Genomic DNA, 19969 nt, shown 5'->3' on the forward strand with positions numbered 1-19969 from the left:
CCGCATCCGCCTCGGCATCGCCGGCACCGCGTGGTGCCGGCGCCTCCCTTCCCCCGCACGCACCCGGCCCTTCGCCGCCCGCGCCGGCCTGCTCAGGCCGTTCGGCTCGCTCGTCCGGTTGCATACCCACCCCGTTTCCCATCCTGGCAGCGCGCAGCGCCGCTCCCACGTACGCCCGGAGACGGTACCTACGGTGCCTCATCCAGCACAGCACCTCCGAGTTATCCACAGCCCGGTTATCCACAGCCTTGACACCGATTGAGGCACCGGAGAACATTGAACCGAACGATCGGTCGGTTGACGCGGGCCCGATCCCCGGCCCACGGACGCACCGACCGACGAGGTCTCGACGACCTGCGGGTCGGGTGGCGAGGAGCGTGAGATGACGACGATGGCGCCGGACGCCGGCACCCAGGACGATGCGGCTTACGAGGCACAGTTCAACGCGGCGGTAGCCGCCGAGGAGCGCATCGAGCCGCGCGACTGGATGCCAGACGCCTACCGCGCCTCACTGGTGCGGCAGATAGCTCAACACGCGCACTCAGAGATCATCGGCATGCAACCCGAGGCGAACTGGATCACCCGCGCCCCCTCCCTGCGCCGCAAAGCCATCCTGATGGCCAAGGTGCAGGACGAGGCCGGCCACGGCCTCTATCTCTACAGCGCCGCCGAAACCCTGGGCACCAGCCGCGACGAACTACTCGACCGCCTCCACGCCGGCCGCCAGAAGTACTCCTCGATCTTCAACTACCCCACGCTGACCTGGGCCGACGTCGGCGCCATCGGCTGGCTCGTCGACGGCGCCGCCATCACCAACCAGGTCCCGCTCTGCCGCTGCTCCTACGGCCCCTACGCCCGCGCCATGGTCCGCATCTGCAAGGAGGAGTCGTTCCACCAGCGCCAGGGGTACGAACTGCTCCTCGCCCTCAGCAAGGGCACCGAGGCCCAGCACGCCATGGCCCAGGACGCCGTCAACCGCTGGTGGTGGCCCTCCCTCATGATGTTCGGCCCACCGGACGACGAGTCGGCGCACTCCGCCCAGTCCATGGCCTGGCGGATCAAGCGGCACTCCAACGACGAGCTACGACAGCGCTTCGTCGACATCTGCGTCCCGCAGGCCGACTCCCTGGGCCTCACCCTGCCCGACCCGGACCTGACCTGGGACGAGGAGCGCGGACACTACGCCTTCGGCCCCATCGACTGGGACGAGTTCCGCGAAGTGCTGCGCGGCAACGGTCCGTGCAACGAACAACGCATCAACCAACGCCGCACGGCGCACGAGGAAGGTGCCTGGGTGCGCGAGGCCGCCACCGCCTACGCGACCAAGCAGGCCGAGCGAAACAGGCACGGCTACCGCGCCCCACACGACCCACAGCAGGGCGACGCACAGGAAGAGGACATCGCATGAGCACGGCGGACTGGCCCCTGTGGGAGGTATTCGTGCGCAGCAGGCGCGGCCTGAGCCACACGCACGCCGGCAGCCTGCACGCGCCGGACGCCGCCATGGCCCTGCGCAACGCCCGTGACCTCTACACCCGCCGCTCGGAAGGCGTCTCCGTGTGGGTGGTGCCCTCCGCCGAGATCACCGCCTCGTCACCGGACGAGAAGGACTCGTACTTCGAGCCCGCGGCCGACAAGCCGTACCGCCACCCGACGTTCTACGAGATCCCCGAGGGAGTACGGCACCTATGAACCCCGCACCCGCGAGCGCGGCGCTGGCCCTGGGGGACGACGCCCTGGTCCTCTCGCACCGGCTGGGGGAGTGGGCCGGGCACGCCCCCGTCCTCGAAGAGGAGCTGGCCCTCGCCAACATCGCCCTCGACCTCCTCGGGCAGGCCCGTGTCCTGCTCTCCCTGGTCGGCGACGAGGACGAACTCGCCTACCTGCGCGAGGAACGCGCCTTCCGCAATCTCCAGTTGGTCGAGCAGCCGCGCGGCGACTTCGCCCACACCATCGCCCGCCAACTCTACTTCTCCAGCTACCAGCGACTGCTGTACGAGGAGCTGGCACAGGACGACACGGCCATCGCCGAACTCGCGTCCAAAGCGGTCAAGGAGGTCGACTACCACCGCGACCACGCGGAGCACTGGACGCTGCGCCTCGGCGACGGAACAGCCGAAAGCCACCAGCGGATGCAGCAGGCCCTGAACGCCCTGTGGCGGTACACCGGCGAGGCGTTCGAGCCGATCGAGGGTCTGACGGTGAACTGGGCCACGCTGCGGGCCCGTTGGACGGACCGCATCACCACCGTGCTCCGACAGGCCACGCTCACGGTGCCAAGCGGACCGCAGAGCGGCGCGTGGGCCGCCGGCGGTGGGCGACAGGGCGTCCACACCGAGCCCTTCGGCCGCATGCTGGCCGAGATGCAGCACCTGCACCGTAGCCACCCGGGGGCGACATGGTGACCGCCAGCCCCGTAGGGGAGACGCCGCTGGAGCGGGAACTGCGCGAAGTCGCCGGTTCCGTCCCCGACCCCGAGCTGCCCGTGCTCAGCCTCGCCGAACTCGGCGTACTGCGCGGGCTGCGGGTGACCGGACCCGGGCGGGTCGAGGTGGAGCTGACGCCCACGTACACCGGCTGCCCGGCGATCGAGACCATGTCCGCCGACATCGAGCAGGCGCTGCACCAACACGGCGTGCCAGAGGTGACGGTCCGCACGGTCCTCTCGCCGCCCTGGACCACCGACGCCATCAGCGCCGACGGTCGACGCAAGCTCAGGGAGTTCGGCATAGCCCCGCCGCGCGCCACCGGGCCGGCCACCAGCGGGCCGGTGGCGGTGGACCTGGCCATCCGCTGCCCACACTGCGGCTCGACGAGCACCAGCCTGCTCAGCCGGTTCTCCTCCACCGCCTGCAAGGCACTGCGCCGCTGTGAGTCCTGCCTCGAACCCTTCGACCACTTCAAGGAGCTGTCATGAGCGCGGCTCGCCACAACGCCTTCCACCGGCTGCGTGTGACGGCAACCGAACAGCTCACCGACGACGCCGTAGCGATCACCTTCGCCGTCCCTTCCGACCTGCGAAGCCTCTACCGCTACACGCCCGGGCAGCACATCACCCTGCGCCGCTTCACCGGCAACACCGAGATACGCCGCACCTACTCGATCTGCTCGCCGGCACTCGACGCGGGCGGCCCCACGAGCCTGCGCGTAGGCGTGCGACTCGTCGAGGGCGGTGAGTTCTCCACGTACGCGCTCAAGGAACTCGTCGTCGGTGACGAGGTGGACGTGATGGCGCCAGCCGGCCGATTCGTCCTCGACGTCGGCCCCGCGCCCCGGAGGGACCGCGCGGAAGTCACGGACGATGCTGACGGCGCGGAAGACTCGCATGACGCGGACGACAGGGGCGGTCCGCGACGGAAGTCGGACCACGTCATCGACGGCGGACACTACGCGGCCATCGTCGGGGGCAGCGGCATCACTCCCGTGCTGTCGATCGTCGCGACCCTGCTGGCCCGCCGCCCCAGCGCCCGCTTCTGCCTGATACGCAGCGACCGCTCAGCCGCCTCCACGATGTTCCTGGAAGAGGTCGCCGACCTCAAAGACCGCTATCCGGACCGCCTCCAGCTCGTGCACGCTCTTTCGCGCGAGGAGCAACAGGTCGGCCTGCCGTCGGGCCGCCTCGACCGCGAGCGGCTGACGGGCCTACTCCCCGCGCTGGTATCGGTGGCCGACGTGGACGGTTGGTTCCTGTGCGGGCCCTACGGGCTCGTACGCGCCGCCGACGCCGCCCTCAGCGAGCTGGGCGTTCCGCGTGCTCTGGTGCACCAGGAAATCTTCCACGTGGCAGACGACTCGCTGCCCACCACCAGCAGCGTCGCCCCCGCTCACAGCACGGTGACCGCCACCCTGGACGGCCGGTCGGGCACCTGGCCCGTGGGCGGGACGGAGTCCCTGCTGGAGACGGTGCTGCGCAATCGCGCCGACGCGCCGTACGCGTGCAAGGGCGGCGTCTGCGGAACCTGCCGGGCCTTCCTGGTCTCCGGCGAGGTCCACATGGACCGTAACTTCGCGCTCGAAGCGGAGGAACTGGACGCGGGGTACGTGCTGGCCTGCCAGTCGCACCCGGTCAGCGAACAGGTGGAACTCGACTTCGACCGCTGAGCACGCCGCCGACGGCTCCGTTGGCGGGGGCCCGCCGATGAGGCAGTCGGTGAGGCCGTCGGCCTGCGGCTACGGCTGGCTTCCGGCCACCCGCAGCGGTTCCAGCACCATGGCTTTCGCAGCACCATGGCTTTCGCAACACCGAGTCCGTAGCAGCGGCGGCCACCACGACGGCCGGGCGACAGCGCCCGGCCGTCCGTCGTGGGCTGGTTCACGCGTTACAGCACCGACGCGGGCTGCCCACCCTCGCTCACCATCGGGCGCCCCGCCGCTTGCCAGGCCAGCATGCCGCCGCCGACGTTGACCGCGTCCAGGCCCTGCGCCATCAGGTACTGCGCCACCTGCGCGGACCGCCCGCCCACGCGGCACACGACGTGCACCCTGCGACCATCGGCAACCACCTCGGTCAGTTCGCCGAACCGGGCCACGATCTCGCTCATGGGCACGTGCAGCGCGCCTTCGGCGTGCCCCGCCGCCCACTCGTCGTTCTCACGGACGTCCAGCAGGAAACCGTCAGCCGGTACCGCGGCGGCCTCCACCTCGGGCATCTGGGCAAACGCCATCAGGGCACCTCTTCTTCTCTCGGTCTTCTCAGAGCTCATCCGGTCTCCCCCACTCAATCTTGCAGGCCCGCGCCACCCCAAACCGACCAGGAACCCATCTGCCTCTCGCCCCTGGCACACCCCTCGCACAACCATCGCCTCTCCGGGCTGCGGCCAGCGGCCAAGCCCGACGCCGCCGGGCATAAGACCCATGGGCTCGTGCGTGGGAGCGGCGTTGGGCCGGTGGCCTTGGTGGGCGGTCTGGGGGGCTTGGCGGGCTTGGCGGGCTCGGGGGACTTGGGAGGCTCGGGGCTTTGCGGGCGAGGCTTGGGGGGGTTGGTGGGGGTGGTGATGGGGCGAGCTGGTAGTGGAGCGGGGGATTGAGGTTCGTGAGGGGGCGGAAACGCCTTGAGTAGCCGACGGACCTGGAGTGACGTGGCTGGCGTCGTCGGCTCAGCCGTCTTTGGTTACGGATTTCGGGGGGCTCCCCCACCCCCCTCCCTCCCCTCCCCCTCCTCCACCCCGCCCCCACACACCCACCCGCAACACACCCCACCCAGCCCCGCACACCCGACCACCGCTCGCCAACCAAGCGCCCAGCCCCCAACCGCCCGCCCACACCCACCCAGCGGCCAACCTGGCCGAACGCCGCGCGTCAGTTGAGCAGTGCCGCGAGTTGGGCCTCGCGCTCCGCGACCTGGGCGAGCAGTTGCTCGGCGATCTCTTCGAGCAGGCCGTCCGGGTCGTCCTGAGCCATCTTGATCATGGCGCCGATGGCGCTGGACTCCAGTTCCTCCGCCATGGTCGCCAGAAGTTCCTTCCGTGCTGCGAGCCATTCGAGCCGGGCGTAAAGCTCCTCGCTGCGGCTGGGCCACTGCGGCTCGGGGGGTGGGCCGGACTCCCACTCCTCGGCCAGTGCGAGTAGTTCCTCGGCGTTTCCGTCCGCGTAGGCGGCGTTGACCCGGACGAGGAACGCCTCCCGGCGCTCCCGCTCGGCGTTCTCGCGTGCCAGGTCGGGGTGGGCCTTGCGGACCAGGTCGCGGAAGATACGGCGGGCCTCGTCACTGGGCCGGACCCGGGGCGGCGGCTTGACCGAGCGTTCGGTGAGCATCGACTGGGCCTCCGGTGAGATCCCGTCGGAGTCCATCCACCCCTGGAACAGCTCCTCCACCTGCGGCATGGGCAGCACCAACGAACGTGCCTCCCGCGCCCGGCGCAGGTCCTCCTCGTCGCCCGACCGCGCCGCGATCGCTTCCGCGATCAGGGCGTCGAGTTCGTCCAGCCGTGTGTACATGGGGCCGAGACGCTGGTGGTGCAGCCGGGAGAAGTTCTCGACCTCGACCCGGAAGGTCTCCAGCGCGATCTCGAACTCGATCAACGCCTGCTCGGCGGCCCGCACCGCGCGCTCTAGCCGCTCCTCGGGGCGTGGCGGGGCCCCCGGCGCGGAGTCTGCCTGCTGCTGGCGCGCTTCCTCGTTCGTCTGCGCTTCGGGGTTCGTCACGCAGCCAGCCTACGGGCCACCTCGCCAGCCCCGCCGCGTCCGGTTCACACGCCGAGTTCGGCCGCTATTCGCCCGGCCCGCACGGCGGTGACCAGGTGCGCGTGGTCGGCCTCGGTGCGGTCCGCGTAGGCGATCGCGAACTGCGCCATCGCCTCGTCCAGCTCCTCCCCCTTGCCGCAGTAGCCGCCGATGACGCGCGGGTCCGCGCTGTGCGAGTGGGCCCGGGCCAGCAGCGCGCCCGTCATCCGGCCGTAGTCGTCGAACTGGTCCGCGGCCAGGGCCGCCGGGTCCACGCTTCCCTTGCGGTTGCGGAACTGCCGCACCTGGTACGGCCGCCCGGCCACCGTCGTCCAGCCCAGCAACTGGTCGCTGACCACCTGTATCCGCTTCTGCCCGAGCACCACGCGCCTGCCCTCGTGCCGCTCGGCCACGGACGCGGGTGCCACGCTCCAGCGTTGGTCCAAAGAGATCTTGCTCACATGCGGGAGCAGCGCGGAGGGCCTGGCCTCCTTCACCTGGAGCACCAGCGGCTCGCCCCGGTGGTCGAGCAGCAGCACCACGTACGAGCGAGTGCCGACGCTGCCGGTGCCGACCACGCGGAAGGCCACGTCGTGCACCGCGTACCGGGCCAGCAGCGGCAGTCGGTCCTCCGGCAGGCTGCGCAGGTAGTCCCCGAGTGCCAGGGTCACCGCCGCGGCCTCCTCGTCGGGCACCCGGCGCAGGACCGGTGGGGCGTCCACGAAGCGTCGTCCGCCGTCGGCGGTGGCCTCGGTCGAGCGGGCCGCGAAGCGCGCGCTGGTGTTGCGCCGGGCCTTCTCCGAGACCCGTTCCAACGTGCCGAGCAGGTCCCTCGCGTCCGTGTGGGAGACGAGTTCCTCGTCGGCTATGGCGTTCCAGGCCTCGGCGGTCGGCAGTTTGGCGAGCAACCGCATGGTGCGCCGGTAGGCGCCCGCCGCGTCCCGGGCTGCCGCGCGGCACACCTCCTCGTCCGCGCCGGCCTCGCGCCCCGCGAGCACCAGCGAGGCCGCGAGCCGCTTGAGGTCCCACTCCCAGGGCCCGTACGCGGTCTCGTCGAAGTCGTTGAGGTCCATGACCAGCCGCCCGCGGGCGTCCCCGTACAGGCCGAAGTTGGCCGCGTGCGCGTCGCCGCACAACTGCGCCCCGATGCCGGTCGTGGGCCCGCAGGCCAGGTCGTGGGCCATCAGGCCGGCCGTACCGCGCAGGAAGGCGAACGGGGAGGCCACCATGCGGCCGACGCGGATGGGGACCAGCTCCGCCAGCCGCCCGGCGTTGGACTCGCGCACGGCGGTGACGGCGTCGGGGCGCTGGCCGTCCGGCTCGAAGCGGGCGTGCGCGTGGCGCGGCATCCGCTCCCGCAGCGCCTTCCCCTCGCGCTTGCCGAGGCCAGCCCCGTCGCGCCGAGCGAAGCCCGGCAGGTGCGGCACCCGCTCCCCGCACGCCACACGCTCCACCACGGCCGCGCCGGCCACCACCACGCCGGCCACATCCGCGCCGGCCACCACCACGTCAGACCCATCCGCCCCAGACACGACCGCATCGGACACGACCGCGTCCGTCACGTCCACGTCCGTCACGACCGCGTCGGAACCGCTCTCGGCAGTCACCGTTTCGACCTCCCCAACCCCGTCGCGCACCCGAATCGGTGCGTGTGAGGGAACGGTACCGACAGGACGAGGGGTCGGTGACGGCCTGTGGATAACCTCGTGATGTGGCACTCGGCAGTGCCACGTACGGGTGGTCGCCAGCCCAAGAGGGACGGCCTGACCAGCGGGAACGTCACGCCGGGCAGTACGCCCTACTGTGGGTAGGGCCGTGTCGCAAGGAAGCCGCAACCGGGAGGACGAGGAGCAGCGTGGTGGACCGAGACGCCTCCGTGGAGACCATCCGGCGCGAAATGACCACCTTCGCCCGGCGGGCCCGCGCCGTGGCCGCCCGCATTCACCCCGAGCTGTCGTTGGTCTCCTTCACCCTGCTCGCGCACCTGGAGGACTCGGACGGCTGCCGCGCCACCGACCTCGCGGCGCACTACCTCCTGGACAAGTCCACCGTCAGCCGCCAGATCGCCGCCCTGGAACGGCTCGGATACGTCGAGCGCCGGACGGACCCCGCCGACCACCGGGTGCAGGTCCTGCACCTCACCGCGTCGGGCACCGAGGTCCTCCGCGGCGTGACCGCCAGCCGCCGCGCCCTCATGCGGCGCCGTCTCGCGGACTGGGACGTCGCCGACCTCGAACAGTTCGCGACGTACCTGCGCCGCTACAACGCGACGAGCGACCCCCTCGACTGACAACCCGCCCACACGCGTACGCGCCCCGCCCACGCCCGCACCGCGATCCGCCTACCCACGCCCGCGCCACGCCCACGCCCGCACCGCGCACACGCGTGCACCACGCTCATGTCCGCACCACCTACACATGCGCACCCCGCACACACGCGCACCACGCACACGTCCCCATCACGCACACACGCGCAGCGCGCACACGTCCGCGCGAACGCTCACATCCGCGCCACGCTCACGTGCGGAAGCGGTCGGGGCACTGGCCGCCGTCCGGCAGGTACGTCTCAGCCCAGGCGCCGAGCGCCTTGAGCGCGGGCTCCATGGCCTCGCCGCCCTCGGTGAGGCGGTAGAAGACCCGCAGCGGCGGGCCGGGGTCAACCTCGCGGGAGACCAGTCCGACGGCGGCCAGCTCCGAGAGCCGGTCGGACAGCATGCGCTCGCTGATCCCGGGGATGGCCCGGCGCAGCTCGGCGAAGTTGCCGCCGCCGTTCATCAGCGTGGCCACGATCAGGCCGGTCCAGCGCTTACCGAACAGCCCGAAGACGCGCGTCACGCCGGCATCGGCCTGCCTGCAGCTGTGTTCGGTCGCGTCCGTCATGACCTCAGGGTACCGCTCAACCCTTCGGAGCTATAAAAAAGTAAGCTACTGTGTTATCAATAGGTACGCACGGAAGTTCGGCCGCAGGCCGCGCCGTGTGACGCCGGCAGCGCCGGCCACACCCCTAGTCACGCCCTTGTCACGCCCCAAGACGTACGGATCACGGAGGCACGCCATGCCCACCCTGCTGCACCTCGACTCGTCGCTCTACTCGCTGGACGCCTCCACCTCGCGCGCCGTGACGGCGTCCTTCCGCAAGACATGGGAGGAGCAGCACCCGAACGGCACGGTCCTCTACCGGGACCTGGCCGCCGACCCGCTGCCCCACATCGACGAGATATCCGCGACCGCCGGCTTCTCCGACCCCTCCGGGCACACCCCCGAGCAGCAGGCCGCCTTCGCCCTGCGCGTCGAGCTCGCCGAGGAGCTGGAGCGGGCGGACGCGGTGCTCATCGGCGCCCCCATGTACAACTTCACGATCCCCTCCACCCTCAAGACGTGGCTGGACCAGGTGATCATCGTGGGCCGTACGGCGGGCGAGGCCCCGTCGGCGAAGGGCACCCCGGTCACCGTGGTGGCCAGCCGCGGCGGCTCGTACGCGCCCGGTACTCCGAGGGAATCCTTCGAGTTCGTCCAGAACTACCTGGAGAAGGCCCTGAACGGCATGCTCGGCCTCGACGTCGACTTCATCGTCCCCGAGCTGACTCTCGCCCGCACCACGCCGGCCATGGCGGACCTCGTCGAACTGTCCGACGCCTCGCGCGCCAAGGCCCACGAGGACGCCACCGCCAAGGCCAAGGCCCTGGCCGCGCGCTTCGGAGCCTGACCCACCGCGGGACCTGCCCCGACGCGGACTGGAGCACGCGCGGGGCGGCGGCGACGGGCGTTCGCCCACACGCCGCCGCCCCGCACCACGCGCCCGGCCCTCGCCCCGCACACGCACACACCCGGCCGCCGCCCCACACACGCACGCACGCACCCGCACCCGCACACCGAACGCGGACACCGCACCCGCACGCCGAAACGACGACACCACGAAAGAACCCCCGCCCCGGATTTCTCCGGAGCGGGGGTTCTTCTCTGTGCGCGAGGGGGGAGTTGAACCCCCACGCCCTTTCGGGCACTGGAACCTGAATCCAGCGCGTCTGCCTATTCCGCCACCCGCGCATGGGTGTCGTCGTGGGACTTGCTCACCTTAAGTGATGTGCCTCTCCGATCGAAATCGACCGGTGAGGAGCCATCCGCTTTCGGTGGGGGCGCCTTCCGACATCGAGAAGATTAGCACGCTGGCCGGGGTGCCCTCACATCCGTTATCGGCACCCCATCGGCCGAGAGACCCCCAGGCGACCCGGGGACCCGCTCGGTTGCGGGACACTAGCTCTGGGGCACATCTACGATCCCGGTGAAGGGGGACACTCCGCTGTGAGGGGTGACACTCCTCGCACCGGGCCAGGAAGGGGAACCAGCCGATTTCCCGACGCGTGGATACGATCAGTAAGCAGTATCAAGACGACACGACCGAGGAAGACTAAGGAAGGAGGTGCCCCGTGGGAGTACTGAAGCGCTTCGAGCAGCGTCTCGAAGGTCTCGTGAACGGCACCTTCGCCAAGGTGTTCAAGTCCGAGGTCCAGCCGGTCGAGATCGCGGGGGCGCTCCAGCGTGAGTGCGACAACAACGCCACCATCTGGAACCGTGACCGCACCGTCGTCCCCAATGACTTCATCGTCGAGCTGAGCGCGCCGGACTTCGAGCGGCTCAGCCCGTACTCGGGGCAGCTCGGTGACGAGTTGTCCGGCATGGTCCGCGACTACGCCCAGCAGCAGCGCTACACCTTCATGGGCGCCATCAAGGTGCACCTGGAGAAGGCCGACGACCTCGACACCGGTCTGTACCGGGTGCGCAGCCGCACACTCGCCGCGAGTCAGAGTCAGAGCCCGCAGCCGGGACCGGCCGCGGGGCCGCCGCACGGCGCCCCGCAGGGACCGCCGCCCGGGCAGGGCGGGCAGGGACCGGGATTGCGGGCGGTGCCGCCCCGCGGGGGGCACGCGCCCGGTGGTCCGCCGCCGATGCCCAGTGCCCCGCCGCCCGGCGCGCGTCCCGCGCCGCGGGCGGGCCAGCCGGGCGCCGGTCCGCACCAGGGAGCGCAGACGCGGCGGTGGATCGAGATCAACGGCACCCGCCATCAGATTTCCCGGCCCACTCTGGTGCTGGGTCGGAGCACGGACGCTGACGTGCGGATCGACGATCCGGGCGTCTCGCGCCGGCATTGCGAGATCCGGGTCGGCACGCCCTCGACGGTCCAGGATCTGGGATCGACCAACGGCATCGTGGTAGACGGACAGCACACCACGCGCGCTACGCTCCGCGACGGCTCCCGCGTCGTCGTGGGCAGCACCACCATCGTTTATCGGCAAGCCGAAGGGTGAAGCGGGGGCAATGTCAGAGCTGACCCTCACGGTCATGCGGTTGGGTTTCCTCGCCGTACTGTGGCTGTTCGTCATCGTGGCCGTACAGGTCATCCGCAGCGATCTGTTCGGTACGCGGGTGACCCAGCGCGGGTCGCGGCGCGGCAGCGACCGGGCGCAGCGGCAGCAGGCGGGCCCACCACAGCAGCGGCAGCAACAGCAGTCCGGCGGCCGGGGGGGCGGGCGGCAGCGGCGCGGCGCCCCCACCAAGCTGGTGGTGTCCGAGGGCACCCTCACCGGTACCACCGTCGCCCTCCAGGGCCAGACGATCTCGCTCGGTCGGGCCCACGACTCGACGATTGTCCTGGACGACGACTACGCCTCCAGCAGGCATGCCAGGATCTATCCAGACCGTGACGGGCAGTGGATCGTCGAGGATCTCGGGTCCACGAACGGTACGTATCTCGACCGGACCCGGCTCACCACGCCGACGCCGATTCCGCTCGGTGCGCCGATCCGCATCGGCAAGACCGTCATCGAGCTGCGGAAGTAGTAGGAACATGACGACCGGAGGGTGGGCACCGTGCGGATGTACCCGGAGCCGACGGGCGAGGTGCGCATGAGTCTGTCGCTGCGTTTCGCCGCCGGATCGCACAAGGGCATGATCCGGGAGGGCAACGAGGACTCCGGCTACGCCGGCCCCAGGCTGCTGGCCATCGCCGACGGCATGGGCGGGCAGGCGGCCGGTGAGGTCGCCAGTTCGGAAGTGATCTCCACCCTCGTCCAGCTCGACGACGACGTGCCCGGCTCCGACATCCTCACCTCGCTGGGCAGTGCCCTGCAGCGCGCCAACGACCAACTGCGCGTCATGGTCGAGGAGGACCCGCAGCTGGAGGGCATGGGCACCACGCTCACCGCACTGCTGTGGACCGGTCAGCGGCTCGGCCTCGTGCACGTCGGGGACTCGCGCGCGTACCTGTTGCGCGACGGCGCCCTGACCCAGATCACCCAGGACCACACCTGGGTGCAGCGGCTGGTGGACGAGGGCCGGATCACCGAGGAGGAGGCCACCACGCATCCGCAGCGGTCGCTGCTGATGCGGGCCCTGGGCAGTGGTGACCACGTCGAGCCCGACCTGTCGATCCGCGAGGTGCGGGCCGGGGACCGGTACCTGATCTGCTCGGACGGGCTGTCCGGCGTGGTCAGTCACCAGACCCTCGAGGAGACGCTGGCCAGTTACCAGGGGCCGCACGAGACCGTGCAGGAGCTGATCCAGCTCGCGCTGCGCGGCGGTGGCCCGGACAACATCACGTGCATCGTCGCGGACGTCCTGGACGTGGACGGCGGCGACGCGATGACCGCGCAGCTCAACGACACCCCGGTGATCGTCGGCGCGGTGGCCGAGAACCAGGTCCAGCTCGGTGACGGCAACGCCGCGCAGACCCCCGCGGGGCGCGCCGCCGAGCTGGGCAGGAAGCCCGTGCCGCCGCAGGCGAGCGGCGAGGACGCGGGTGGCTTCGGCCCGCCCGGCAGCGGCGAGCCGTCCATCGGCCGGCCCAACGACGGCGCCTTCGGCGGCTACCCGGACGGCGAGGCGCTCACCAAGGGCGGCCGCGGCAAGTGGATCAAGCGCTCGGCGTACATCGCGCTGGCGCTCGCGGTGGTCGGCGGCGGGCTGTACGGCGGCTACCGGTGGACCCAGAACCAGTACTACGTGGGCGCCAACGGCGACCACGTGGCGATCTACCAGGGCATCAGCCAGGACCTGGCCTGGATCAGCCTGAACAAGGTCCACCAGGACTTCGCGGACATCCAACTCAGGTACCTGCCGGTGGACCAGCGCGGTCGGGTCGAGGACACCATCGCGATGAGCGACCTCGGGCAGGCCCGCAAGAAGGCGAAGCAGCTGGGCCTGCTCGCCGGCACCTGCCAGAAGCTCGACCAGCAGAAGCGCGCTGAGGAAGAGCGCAAGAAGGCCGAGGACCAGCAGCGGGACCTCGGCAAGGGAGAGGGCCAGACCGACGGCCAGGCCGGCAAGCCAGGCGCGCAGCCCCGTACCGACAAGACCACTCCGTCCCCCACCCCGACGCCAACGCCCTCGCTGTCCCCGACGGAGCGCGAACTGGCCGACGAGTGCGGCGGCACCCAGCAGTGAAGCGGTAGGGGGCCGCCAGCGATGAGCAGCAGTACCACCAGCACGACCACGATCAGTACGGCCGGTCCGCCGAGCCGTCGCAACACCGAGCTCGCGATGCTCGCCTTCGCGGTGATCATCCCGGTGTTCGCGTACGCCAACGTGGGCCTCGCGCTCAGCGACGAGATGCCGTCGGGCATGCTCAGCTACGGCCTGGGCCTCGGGCTGCTGGCCAGCGTGGGCCACATCGTGGTGCGCAAGTTCGCGCCGTACGCCGACCCGTTGCTGTTGCCGCTGGCGACGTTGCTCAACGGGCTCGGCCTGGTGTTGATCTGGCGCCTGGACCAGTCGGAGCGGCTGGCCAGGACGGCCGAGGCGCAGGGCTTTGCCTACCAGGCGTCGGCGCCGAACCAGCTCATGTACTCGGCGATGGGCGTGGCGTTCTTCATCGCCGTGCTGATGCTGCTCAAGGACCACCGCATCCTGCAGCGCTACACGTACATCTCGATGGCCGGGGCGCTGGTCCTACTGGTCATGCCGGTGTTCTTTCCGGCCAAGTTCGGTGCCCGGATCTGGGTGACCGTGGCCGGTTTCTCCATCCAGCCGGCCGAGTTCGCGAAGATCGTGATCGCGGTGTTCTTCGCCGGCTACCTGATGGTCAAGCGGGACGCGCTGGCGCTGGCCAGCCGCCGCTTCATGGGCCTTTACCTACCGCGCGGGCGTGACCTGGGGCCGATCCTCGTCGTGTGGGCGATGAGCATCCTGATCCTGGTCTTCGAGACCGACCTCGGCACCTCGCTGCTGTTCTTCGGCATGTTCGTCGTCATGCTGTACGTGGCGACCGAGCGCACGAGCTGGATCGTGTTCGGCCTGCTGATGTCGGCGATCGGCGCGGTGGGCGTGGCGACCTTCGAGCCGCACGTGCAGCAGCGCGTGGACGCCTGGCTCGACCCGTTCGCGGTCTACGACACCGGTCAGGGCACCGAGCAGATCGCGCAGGCGCTCATGGCGTTCGGCTCCGGCGGCGTGATGGGCACCGGGCTCGGGCAGGGCAACTCCGACCTGATCGGCTTCGCCGCCAACTCCGACTTCATCCTCGCCACCGTCGGCGAGGAGCTGGGGCTGGCCGGCACGATGGCGATCCTGCTGCTGTACGGGTTGATCGTGGAGCGCGGCGTGCGCACGGCGCTGGCCGCCCGTGACCCGTTCGGAAAGCTGCTGGCCATCGGCCTTTCCGCGGCCTTCGGCATCCAGGTCTTCGTCGTCGCCGGCGGCGTGATGGGGCTGATCCCGCTGACCGGTATGACCATGCCGTTCCTGGCGGCGGGTGGTTCGTCCGTGATGGCCAACTGGGCGCTGGTCGCCATCCTGATCAAGATCAGTGACACCGCGCGCCGTCCGGCCCCCGCCCCCGCTCCCTCACCCGACGCCGAGATGACCCAGGTGGTCCGACCGTGAACAAGCCCCTGCGCCGGATCGCGATCTTCTGCGGGCTCCTGGTGCTGGCCCTGCTGGTGCGCGACAACTGGATCCAGTTCGTGCAGGCCGACGAGCTGGCCGACCACAAGCACAACCGCCGTGTGGAGATCGCCCGCTACAGCCAGCCGCGCGGCAACATCATCGTGGACGGCAAGGCCATCACCGGTTCCAAGGAGACCAACGGGACCGACTTCAAGTACAAGCGCACGTACACCGACGGCGCGATGTGGGCGCCGGTCACCGGTTACGCCTCGCAGGTCTACGGCGCCACGCAGTTGGAGAACCTGCACGACGGCATCCTCACCGGCGACGACGACCGGCTGTTCTTCAACCGCACCCTCGACATGATCACGGGCAAGAGCAAGAAGGGTGGCGACGTCATCACCACCCTGAACGCCAAGGCCCAGAAGGCCGCCTTCCAGGGGCTCGGCTCCAAGAAGGGCGCCGTGGCCGCGCTCGACCCGCGCACCGGCAAGATCCTCGCCCTGGCCTCCACGCCGAGCTACGACCCGTCCAACATCGCGGGCGGCTCGAAGAAGGACGAGGAGGAGTGGAAGCGGCTGGACGAGAAGAACAACAAGGACGTCCCGATGCTCAACCGGGCGCTGCGCCAGACGTACCCGCCCGGCTCCACGTTCAAGGTCGTCACGGCCGCCGCCGCGCTGGAGAACGGCCTGTACGACAGCGTCGACGAGAAGACCAACTCGCCGCTGCCGTGGAAGCTGCCGCTGACCACCGGCCGGCCGCTGCCGAACGAGGGGAACATCCCCTGCGAGAACGCCAGCCTCAAGCTGGCCCTCCAGGTCTCGTGCAACACGGTCTTCGGCAAGATCAGCGATGACCTCGGCAACGAGAAGATGATCGAGCAGGCCGAGAAGTTCGGGTTCAACGAGACCGTCGACACCCCGGTGCGTACCGCCGCGAGCGTCTACCCCGAGGACAACCGGCCGCAGAACGCGATGGCCGGCATCGGCCAGGCGAGCAACCGGGCGACGCCGCTCCAGATGGCCATGGTCACCGCGGCGATCGCCAACGACGGCAAGATGATGAAGCCGTACATGGTCGACAAGCTGCGGGCGCCCAACCTCAACGTGGTCGAGCAGACCGAGCCCGACGAGATGTCGCGGCCCATGTCGTCGGAGACCGCGAACAAGCTCCAGGACATGATGGAGAACGTCGTCGAGAAGGGCACGGGAACCAGCGCCCGCATCCCCGGCGTCACCGTCGGTGGCAAGACCGGCACCGCCCAGCGTGGTGTGGCCAACAGCGAGAAGCCGTACGCCTGGTTCATCTCCTACGCCACGGGCGAGGACGGGTCTCCGGTGGCGGTCGCGGTGGTGGTCGAGGACTCGCAGGCGTCCCGCGGTGACATCTCCGGTGGTGGGCTGGCGGCGCCGATCGCCAGGTCCGTCATGAAGGCCGTGCTCGACAGCGAGAAGTGACCCAGGCCACCCTGATGATCCAGATCTCCGCACGGCGCGATACCGGTCGGATATCAGGTCACGGTGGCGGCCAGGACCCGTGATACACGGCGGGTACGGTATGCCGAGCAGCACACCGCCGGGCCCCCACACCGGTGCGGTCGGGAATGACGGAGAGGGCTGGAGAAGCTATGGAAGAGCCGCGTCGCCTCGGCGGCCGGTACGAGCTGGGCTCGGTGCTCGGCCGCGGTGGCATGGCGGAGGTCTACCTCGCCCATGACACGCGCCTGGGCCGCACCGTCGCTGTGAAGACGCTACGGGTCGACCTCGCGCGCGACCCGTCGTTCCAGGCCCGGTTCCGCCGTGAGGCCCAGTCGGCCGCCTCGCTCAACCATCCCGCGATCGTCGCGGTGTACGACACCGGCGAGGACTACGTCGACGGCGTCTCGATCCCCTACATCGTGATGGAGTACGTCGACGGCTCGACCCTTCGCGAACTGCTCCACTCCGGGCGGAAGTTGCTGCCCGAGCGGTCGATGGAGATGACCGTCGGCATCCTGCAGGCCCTGGAGTACTCGCACCGCAACCAGATCGTCCACCGCGACATCAAGCCGGCCAACGTCATGTTGACGCGCACCGGCCAGGTCAAGGTGATGGACTTCGGCATCGCCCGCGCGATGGGCGAGTCCGGCATGACGATGACGCAGACCGCCGCCGTCATCGGTACCGCCCAGTACCTCTCGCCCGAGCAGGCCAAGGGCGAGCAGGTGGACGCGCGCAGCGACCTCTACTCGACCGGCTGCCTGCTGTACGAACTGCTGACGGTGCGGCCCCCGTTCGTCGGCGACTCGCCGGTGGCCGTCGCCTACCAGCACGTGCGCGAGGAGCCGCAGCCGCCCAGCGCGTACGACCCCGAGATCACGCCCGAGATGGACGCGATCGTGCTGCGGGCGCTGGTGAAGGACCCGGACTACCGCTACCAGTCGGCCGACGAGATGCGCGCCGACATCGAGGCGGCCCTCGACGGGCAGCCGGTGGCGGCCACGGCCGCGCTCGGCGCCGTCGGCTACGGGGACGACCAACCCACGGCCATGCTCCGGCCGCAGGACGCCGCGGCGCAGACGACCATGCTGCCGCCCGCGCGCGACGACGACGGCGGCTTCGGCTACGACGAGCGCGGGGACCGGCACCGCGGCGAGAAGAAGAGCCACACCTCGACGATCCTGCTGGTCATCGCGGCGATCCTGGTGCTGGTGGGTGCGATCTTCATCGGCAAGGCGCTGTTCGGGGGCGACAAGAACGACGACATGGTCGACGTGCCCAACCTGGTCGGCAAGACGCTCGCGGAGGCCCAGAAGACGGCCGAGAACGGCGACTTCAAGATCGAGGAGGGCGAGGCGAAGTTCTGCAAGCAGCCCAAGGGAACGGTCTGTGAGCAGACGCCCGCCTTCAGCCCGGACGCCGAGGTCAAGCGGAACGGCACCGTCGAGTTGGTGATGTCGAAGGGGCTCGCGGTCACCAAGGTCGAGGTGCCCGACGTCACCGAGAAGCAGGTCGACAACGCCAAGAAGCTCCTGGAGGAGAAGGAGTTCACGGTCGTCGTCGAGCAGACCGAGTCCGACCAGGAGGCCGGCAAGGTCCTGAGCCAGACCCCGGACGGCGGCACCAAGGTCCGCAAGGGCACCGAGGTCACGCTGACGGTGGCCAAGAAGAAGGAGCAGGTCACCGTCCTGGACGTGCTGGGCAAGTCCGCCGACGAGGCCAAGCAGCTCCTGACGGGCCAGGGCCTCAAGGTCGAGACCCAGGAGCAGGAGAGCCCGGACAAGCCGGCCGGCACGGTCATCAGCCAGACCCCGACCGGCGGCACCCCGGTGGTGCCCGAGTCCGTGGTCACCCTCACCATCGCCAAGGCGCCCGAGGAGGGCGACGAGGGCGGTGACGAAGGCGGCGACGGCGGCGACGAGAGCGAGGCCCCGGTCCAGGTGCCGGTGCTCACCCAGCAGAAGCTCGGCGACGCCCGCGCCACCCTGGAGGGCCTCGGCCTGCGGGTCGGCGAGATCAGGGGCCCGCAGGACGACAACGCCATCGTGCTGCTCTCGCAGCCCGGCGCCGGCAGCCAGGTCCCGAAGGACACCGCGGTGAACCTCACCACGATCAGCGGCGGCACGCCGGGCGGCGGGAACAACGGCGGCGAGCACGGCAACGGAGGCAACGGCGGCGACGGGGGCAACGGCGGCTGGTTCGGCTGACCCCCGGCCACCGCGCCGGACCCGGACCCCGCAACCGGCGGGACCACCCGGGCACCGGCCGCCACGGCCATTGACGGACGGCCCGTCGTCCGCGCTCAGGAGCGCGGACGGCGGGCCGTCCGCCGTATGCCCCCCGGTGTGGCGGGCGTCGGGCGCGTACGGCCGGTAGTCGCGCGCGTCCGGCCCGGGTGCGGCGCGTACGGCCGGTCGGCGAACGCGGACGGCTGGAGGCCGGGTGCGGACGGCCGGCGGTTGGGAGCGCTCGCGGGCGCAGGCGCGCCGTGGCCGGCGCGGGGCGGGGTGAGGCGCGCCCGGGGCCGCCGGTGGGGCCGCGAGGCGCTGAGCGGGCGGCCTGGGGCGGCGCGTGGGCGCTCCGGGCGGCGCGTGGGGAACGGGAGGTCGCGTGAGGGAGCGCGGCCTACGGCGGGGTGGGGTCCAGCGGGAGGGCGGAGGTCGCGGGGGCGGGGCCCGTGGGCTCAGCGCAGTTCCGCCGGCTCGGTGCGGTTCGCGTCCACCTTCTCGGTGCGCTCCAGTTCCGCCCACACGATGTAGCGGTGCCGGGAGGTGTAGACGGGGGTGCAGGTCGAGAGGGTGAGGTAGCGCCCGGGCTTCTTCTTGCCGGACTCCTTGGGGATCGGCGCGAGGACGTCCACGTTGTACTTGGAGGTCTCCGGGAGCTTCGCGTAGACGCGGTAGACGTACCAGACGTCGCGGGTCTCGAAGACCACGGCGTCGCCCTCGTCCAGCTTGTCGATGTTGTGGAACTTGGCGCCGTGGCCGTCGCGGTGCGCCGCCAGCGTGAAGTTGCCCTTCTTGTCCCACGGCATCGCGGACTTGACCGGCTTGGTGTAGTAGCCGGCGACGCCGTTGTTGAGGGTCTTGGTGGCGGTGCCCTTCTTGACGAGTATCTCGCCCTCCTTGAGACCGGGGGCGTGCAGGAAGCCGATGCCGTCCCCGGTGTCGAGGGCGCCCGGGCCCTTGGCCCAGTTCTCGCGCACCTTGTCGGACTGCTTCTTCGCCTCCCGGTCGGCGATCACGTTCGTCCACCACAGGGAGTAGACGACGAACAGGGCGAGCAGCACGCCCACCGTGATCAGCAGTTCGCCGAAGACGCCGACGGCGGTCGCGATCCGGCTCCGGGCGCGACCGCCGCGCGGGGGTGCGGCGGCCGTGGCGCCCGGCCCGCCCGGCTGTTCGCCCCGGCCGTCCTCGTCGGTCCGTACCACCGCGTCGTACCTCG

The 19969-nt window shown here is 70.6% G+C and carries 18 protein-coding genes and 1 tRNA gene; 13 read left to right on the plus strand and 6 right to left on the minus strand.

The window, feature by feature from the left end:
- Nucleotides 1-382: 382 nt before the first annotated feature.
- Genes paaA through OYE22_RS15775 form a run of 5 tightly spaced genes read left to right on the plus strand, consistent with a single transcriptional unit; the run spans nt 383 to nt 4101 of the window.
- Nucleotides 383-1408, plus strand: coding sequence for a 1,2-phenylacetyl-CoA epoxidase subunit PaaA (paaA, locus tag OYE22_RS15755; RefSeq protein ID WP_277321007.1), 1026 nt, complete (start codon nt 383-385; stop codon nt 1406-1408).
- Nucleotides 1405-1692, plus strand: a complete 288-nt coding sequence (paaB, locus tag OYE22_RS15760; protein WP_176162955.1) for a 1,2-phenylacetyl-CoA epoxidase subunit PaaB — start codon at nt 1405-1407, stop codon at nt 1690-1692. The genes paaA and paaB overlap by 4 nt, the downstream gene beginning before the upstream one ends.
- Nucleotides 1689-2405, plus strand: a complete 717-nt coding sequence (gene paaC, locus OYE22_RS15765) for a 1,2-phenylacetyl-CoA epoxidase subunit PaaC (protein WP_277321008.1) — start codon at nt 1689-1691, stop codon at nt 2403-2405. Before paaB ends, paaC begins: the two co-directional genes overlap by 4 nt.
- On the plus strand, nt 2399-2917 hold the full coding sequence (gene paaD / locus OYE22_RS15770) for a 1,2-phenylacetyl-CoA epoxidase subunit PaaD (RefSeq protein WP_277321009.1): 519 nt from the start codon (nt 2399-2401) through the stop codon (nt 2915-2917). The genes paaC and paaD overlap by 7 nt, the downstream gene beginning before the upstream one ends.
- Nucleotides 2914-4101 (plus strand): 2Fe-2S iron-sulfur cluster-binding protein, encoded by a 1188-nt coding sequence (locus tag OYE22_RS15775; RefSeq protein ID WP_277321010.1) that lies wholly within the window; start codon nt 2914-2916, stop codon nt 4099-4101. Before paaD ends, OYE22_RS15775 begins: the two co-directional genes overlap by 4 nt.
- A 218-nt stretch (nt 4102-4319) precedes the next feature.
- Here the strand turns inward: OYE22_RS15775 and OYE22_RS15780 are convergent, their stop codons facing one another.
- The 3 genes from OYE22_RS15780 to OYE22_RS15790 form a co-directional block, all read right to left on the minus strand.
- Nucleotides 4320-4664: a rhodanese-like domain-containing protein gene (locus tag OYE22_RS15780; RefSeq protein ID WP_277324154.1), complete on the minus strand. Its 345-nt coding sequence runs from the start codon at nt 4662-4664 to the stop codon at nt 4320-4322.
- Between the two features lie 634 nt (nt 4665-5298).
- The gene (locus OYE22_RS15785) at nt 5299-6144 is read right to left on the minus strand and encodes a hypothetical protein (protein WP_277321011.1); all 846 of its coding nucleotides are present in this window, start codon (nt 6142-6144) and stop codon (nt 5299-5301) included.
- 44 nt (nt 6145-6188) lie between these two features.
- Entirely contained in the window at nt 6189-7649 is a 1461-nt protein-coding gene (locus tag OYE22_RS15790; protein ID WP_277324155.1) for a DUF2252 domain-containing protein, read from the minus strand.
- 368 nt (nt 7650-8017) lie between these two features.
- Here OYE22_RS15790 and OYE22_RS15795 point away from each other — a divergent pair, with 368 nt between their 5' ends.
- The gene (locus OYE22_RS15795; RefSeq protein ID WP_277321012.1) at nt 8018-8452 is read left to right on the plus strand and encodes a MarR family winged helix-turn-helix transcriptional regulator; all 435 of its coding nucleotides are present in this window, start codon (nt 8018-8020) and stop codon (nt 8450-8452) included.
- A 226-nt stretch (nt 8453-8678) separates the two neighbouring features.
- Here OYE22_RS15795 and OYE22_RS15800 read toward each other — a convergent pair whose 3' ends face one another.
- A complete protein-coding gene (locus OYE22_RS15800) occupies nt 8679-9041 on the minus strand; it encodes a helix-turn-helix domain-containing protein (RefSeq protein WP_187089280.1) in 363 nt (120 codons plus the stop codon).
- Nucleotides 9042-9216: 175 nt separating this feature from the next.
- On the opposite strand from OYE22_RS15800, the gene OYE22_RS15805 reads away from it, so the two are divergent.
- Nucleotides 9217-9867, plus strand: a complete 651-nt coding sequence (locus tag OYE22_RS15805; protein WP_277321013.1) for an NAD(P)H-dependent oxidoreductase — start codon at nt 9217-9219, stop codon at nt 9865-9867.
- Between the two features lie 257 nt (nt 9868-10124).
- Here the strand turns inward: OYE22_RS15805 and OYE22_RS15810 are convergent.
- A tRNA-Leu gene (locus OYE22_RS15810) sits at nt 10125-10208 on the minus strand.
- A gap of 380 nt (nt 10209-10588) precedes the next feature.
- Between OYE22_RS15810 and OYE22_RS15815 the strand changes: the two genes are divergently transcribed.
- From OYE22_RS15815 to pknB, 6 genes are all read left to right on the plus strand, one after another.
- Nucleotides 10589-11467 (plus strand): DUF3662 and FHA domain-containing protein, encoded by an 879-nt coding sequence (locus OYE22_RS15815; RefSeq protein WP_277321014.1) that lies wholly within the window; start codon nt 10589-10591, stop codon nt 11465-11467.
- Nucleotides 11468-11477: 10 nt separating this feature from the next.
- Nucleotides 11478-11999 carry an FHA domain-containing protein gene (locus OYE22_RS15820; RefSeq protein ID WP_277321015.1) on the plus strand — a complete coding sequence of 174 codons (522 nt, stop codon included), beginning with the start codon at nt 11478-11480 and terminating at the stop codon, nt 11997-11999.
- Nucleotides 12000-12020: 21 nt separating this feature from the next.
- The gene (locus tag OYE22_RS15825; protein WP_277321016.1) at nt 12021-13601 is read left to right on the plus strand and encodes a Stp1/IreP family PP2C-type Ser/Thr phosphatase; all 1581 of its coding nucleotides are present in this window, start codon (nt 12021-12023) and stop codon (nt 13599-13601) included.
- Nucleotides 13602-13622: 21 nt separating this feature from the next.
- Nucleotides 13623-15038, plus strand: coding sequence for an FtsW/RodA/SpoVE family cell cycle protein (locus OYE22_RS15830; RefSeq protein ID WP_277321017.1), 1416 nt, complete (start codon nt 13623-13625; stop codon nt 15036-15038).
- Nucleotides 15035-16501, plus strand: a complete 1467-nt coding sequence (locus tag OYE22_RS15835) for a penicillin-binding protein 2 (protein WP_277321018.1) — start codon at nt 15035-15037, stop codon at nt 16499-16501. Before OYE22_RS15830 ends, OYE22_RS15835 begins: the two co-directional genes overlap by 4 nt.
- 170 nt (nt 16502-16671) lie before the next feature.
- The gene (pknB, locus tag OYE22_RS15840) at nt 16672-18729 is read left to right on the plus strand and encodes a Stk1 family PASTA domain-containing Ser/Thr kinase (protein WP_277321019.1); all 2058 of its coding nucleotides are present in this window, start codon (nt 16672-16674) and stop codon (nt 18727-18729) included.
- Between the two features lie 476 nt (nt 18730-19205).
- On the opposite strand, the gene OYE22_RS15845 is transcribed toward pknB, so the two are convergent.
- Nucleotides 19206-19955, minus strand: coding sequence for a class E sortase (locus OYE22_RS15845; protein ID WP_277321020.1), 750 nt, complete (start codon nt 19953-19955; stop codon nt 19206-19208).
- Nucleotides 19956-19969 lie beyond the last annotated feature (14 nt).

It is taken from the genome of Streptomyces sp. 71268 (genome assembly GCF_029392895.1).
Classification (GTDB): Bacteria; Actinomycetota; Actinomycetes; order Streptomycetales; family Streptomycetaceae; genus Streptomyces.

Coding starts and splice junctions, on each gene's coding strand:
- paaA (WP_277321007.1), top strand. CDS start 383: ATGACGACGATGGCGCCGGACGCCGGCACCCAGGACGATGCGGCTTAC.
- paaB (WP_176162955.1), top strand. CDS start 1,405: ATGAGCACGGCGGACTGGCCCCTGTGGGAGGTATTCGTGCGCAGCAGG.
- paaC (WP_277321008.1), top strand. CDS start 1,689: ATGAACCCCGCACCCGCGAGCGCGGCGCTGGCCCTGGGGGACGACGCC.
- paaD (WP_277321009.1), top strand. CDS start 2,399: ATGGTGACCGCCAGCCCCGTAGGGGAGACGCCGCTGGAGCGGGAACTG.
- OYE22_RS15775 (WP_277321010.1), top strand. CDS start 2,914: ATGAGCGCGGCTCGCCACAACGCCTTCCACCGGCTGCGTGTGACGGCA.
- OYE22_RS15780 (WP_277324154.1), bottom strand. CDS start 4,664: ATGGCGTTTGCCCAGATGCCCGAGGTGGAGGCCGCCGCGGTACCGGCT.
- OYE22_RS15800 (WP_187089280.1), bottom strand. CDS start 9,041: ATGACGGACGCGACCGAACACAGCTGCAGGCAGGCCGATGCCGGCGTG.
- OYE22_RS15805 (WP_277321013.1), top strand. CDS start 9,217: ATGCCCACCCTGCTGCACCTCGACTCGTCGCTCTACTCGCTGGACGCC.
- OYE22_RS15820 (WP_277321015.1), top strand. CDS start 11,478: ATGTCAGAGCTGACCCTCACGGTCATGCGGTTGGGTTTCCTCGCCGTA.
- OYE22_RS15830 (WP_277321017.1), top strand. CDS start 13,623: ATGAGCAGCAGTACCACCAGCACGACCACGATCAGTACGGCCGGTCCG.
- pknB (WP_277321019.1), top strand. CDS start 16,672: ATGGAAGAGCCGCGTCGCCTCGGCGGCCGGTACGAGCTGGGCTCGGTG.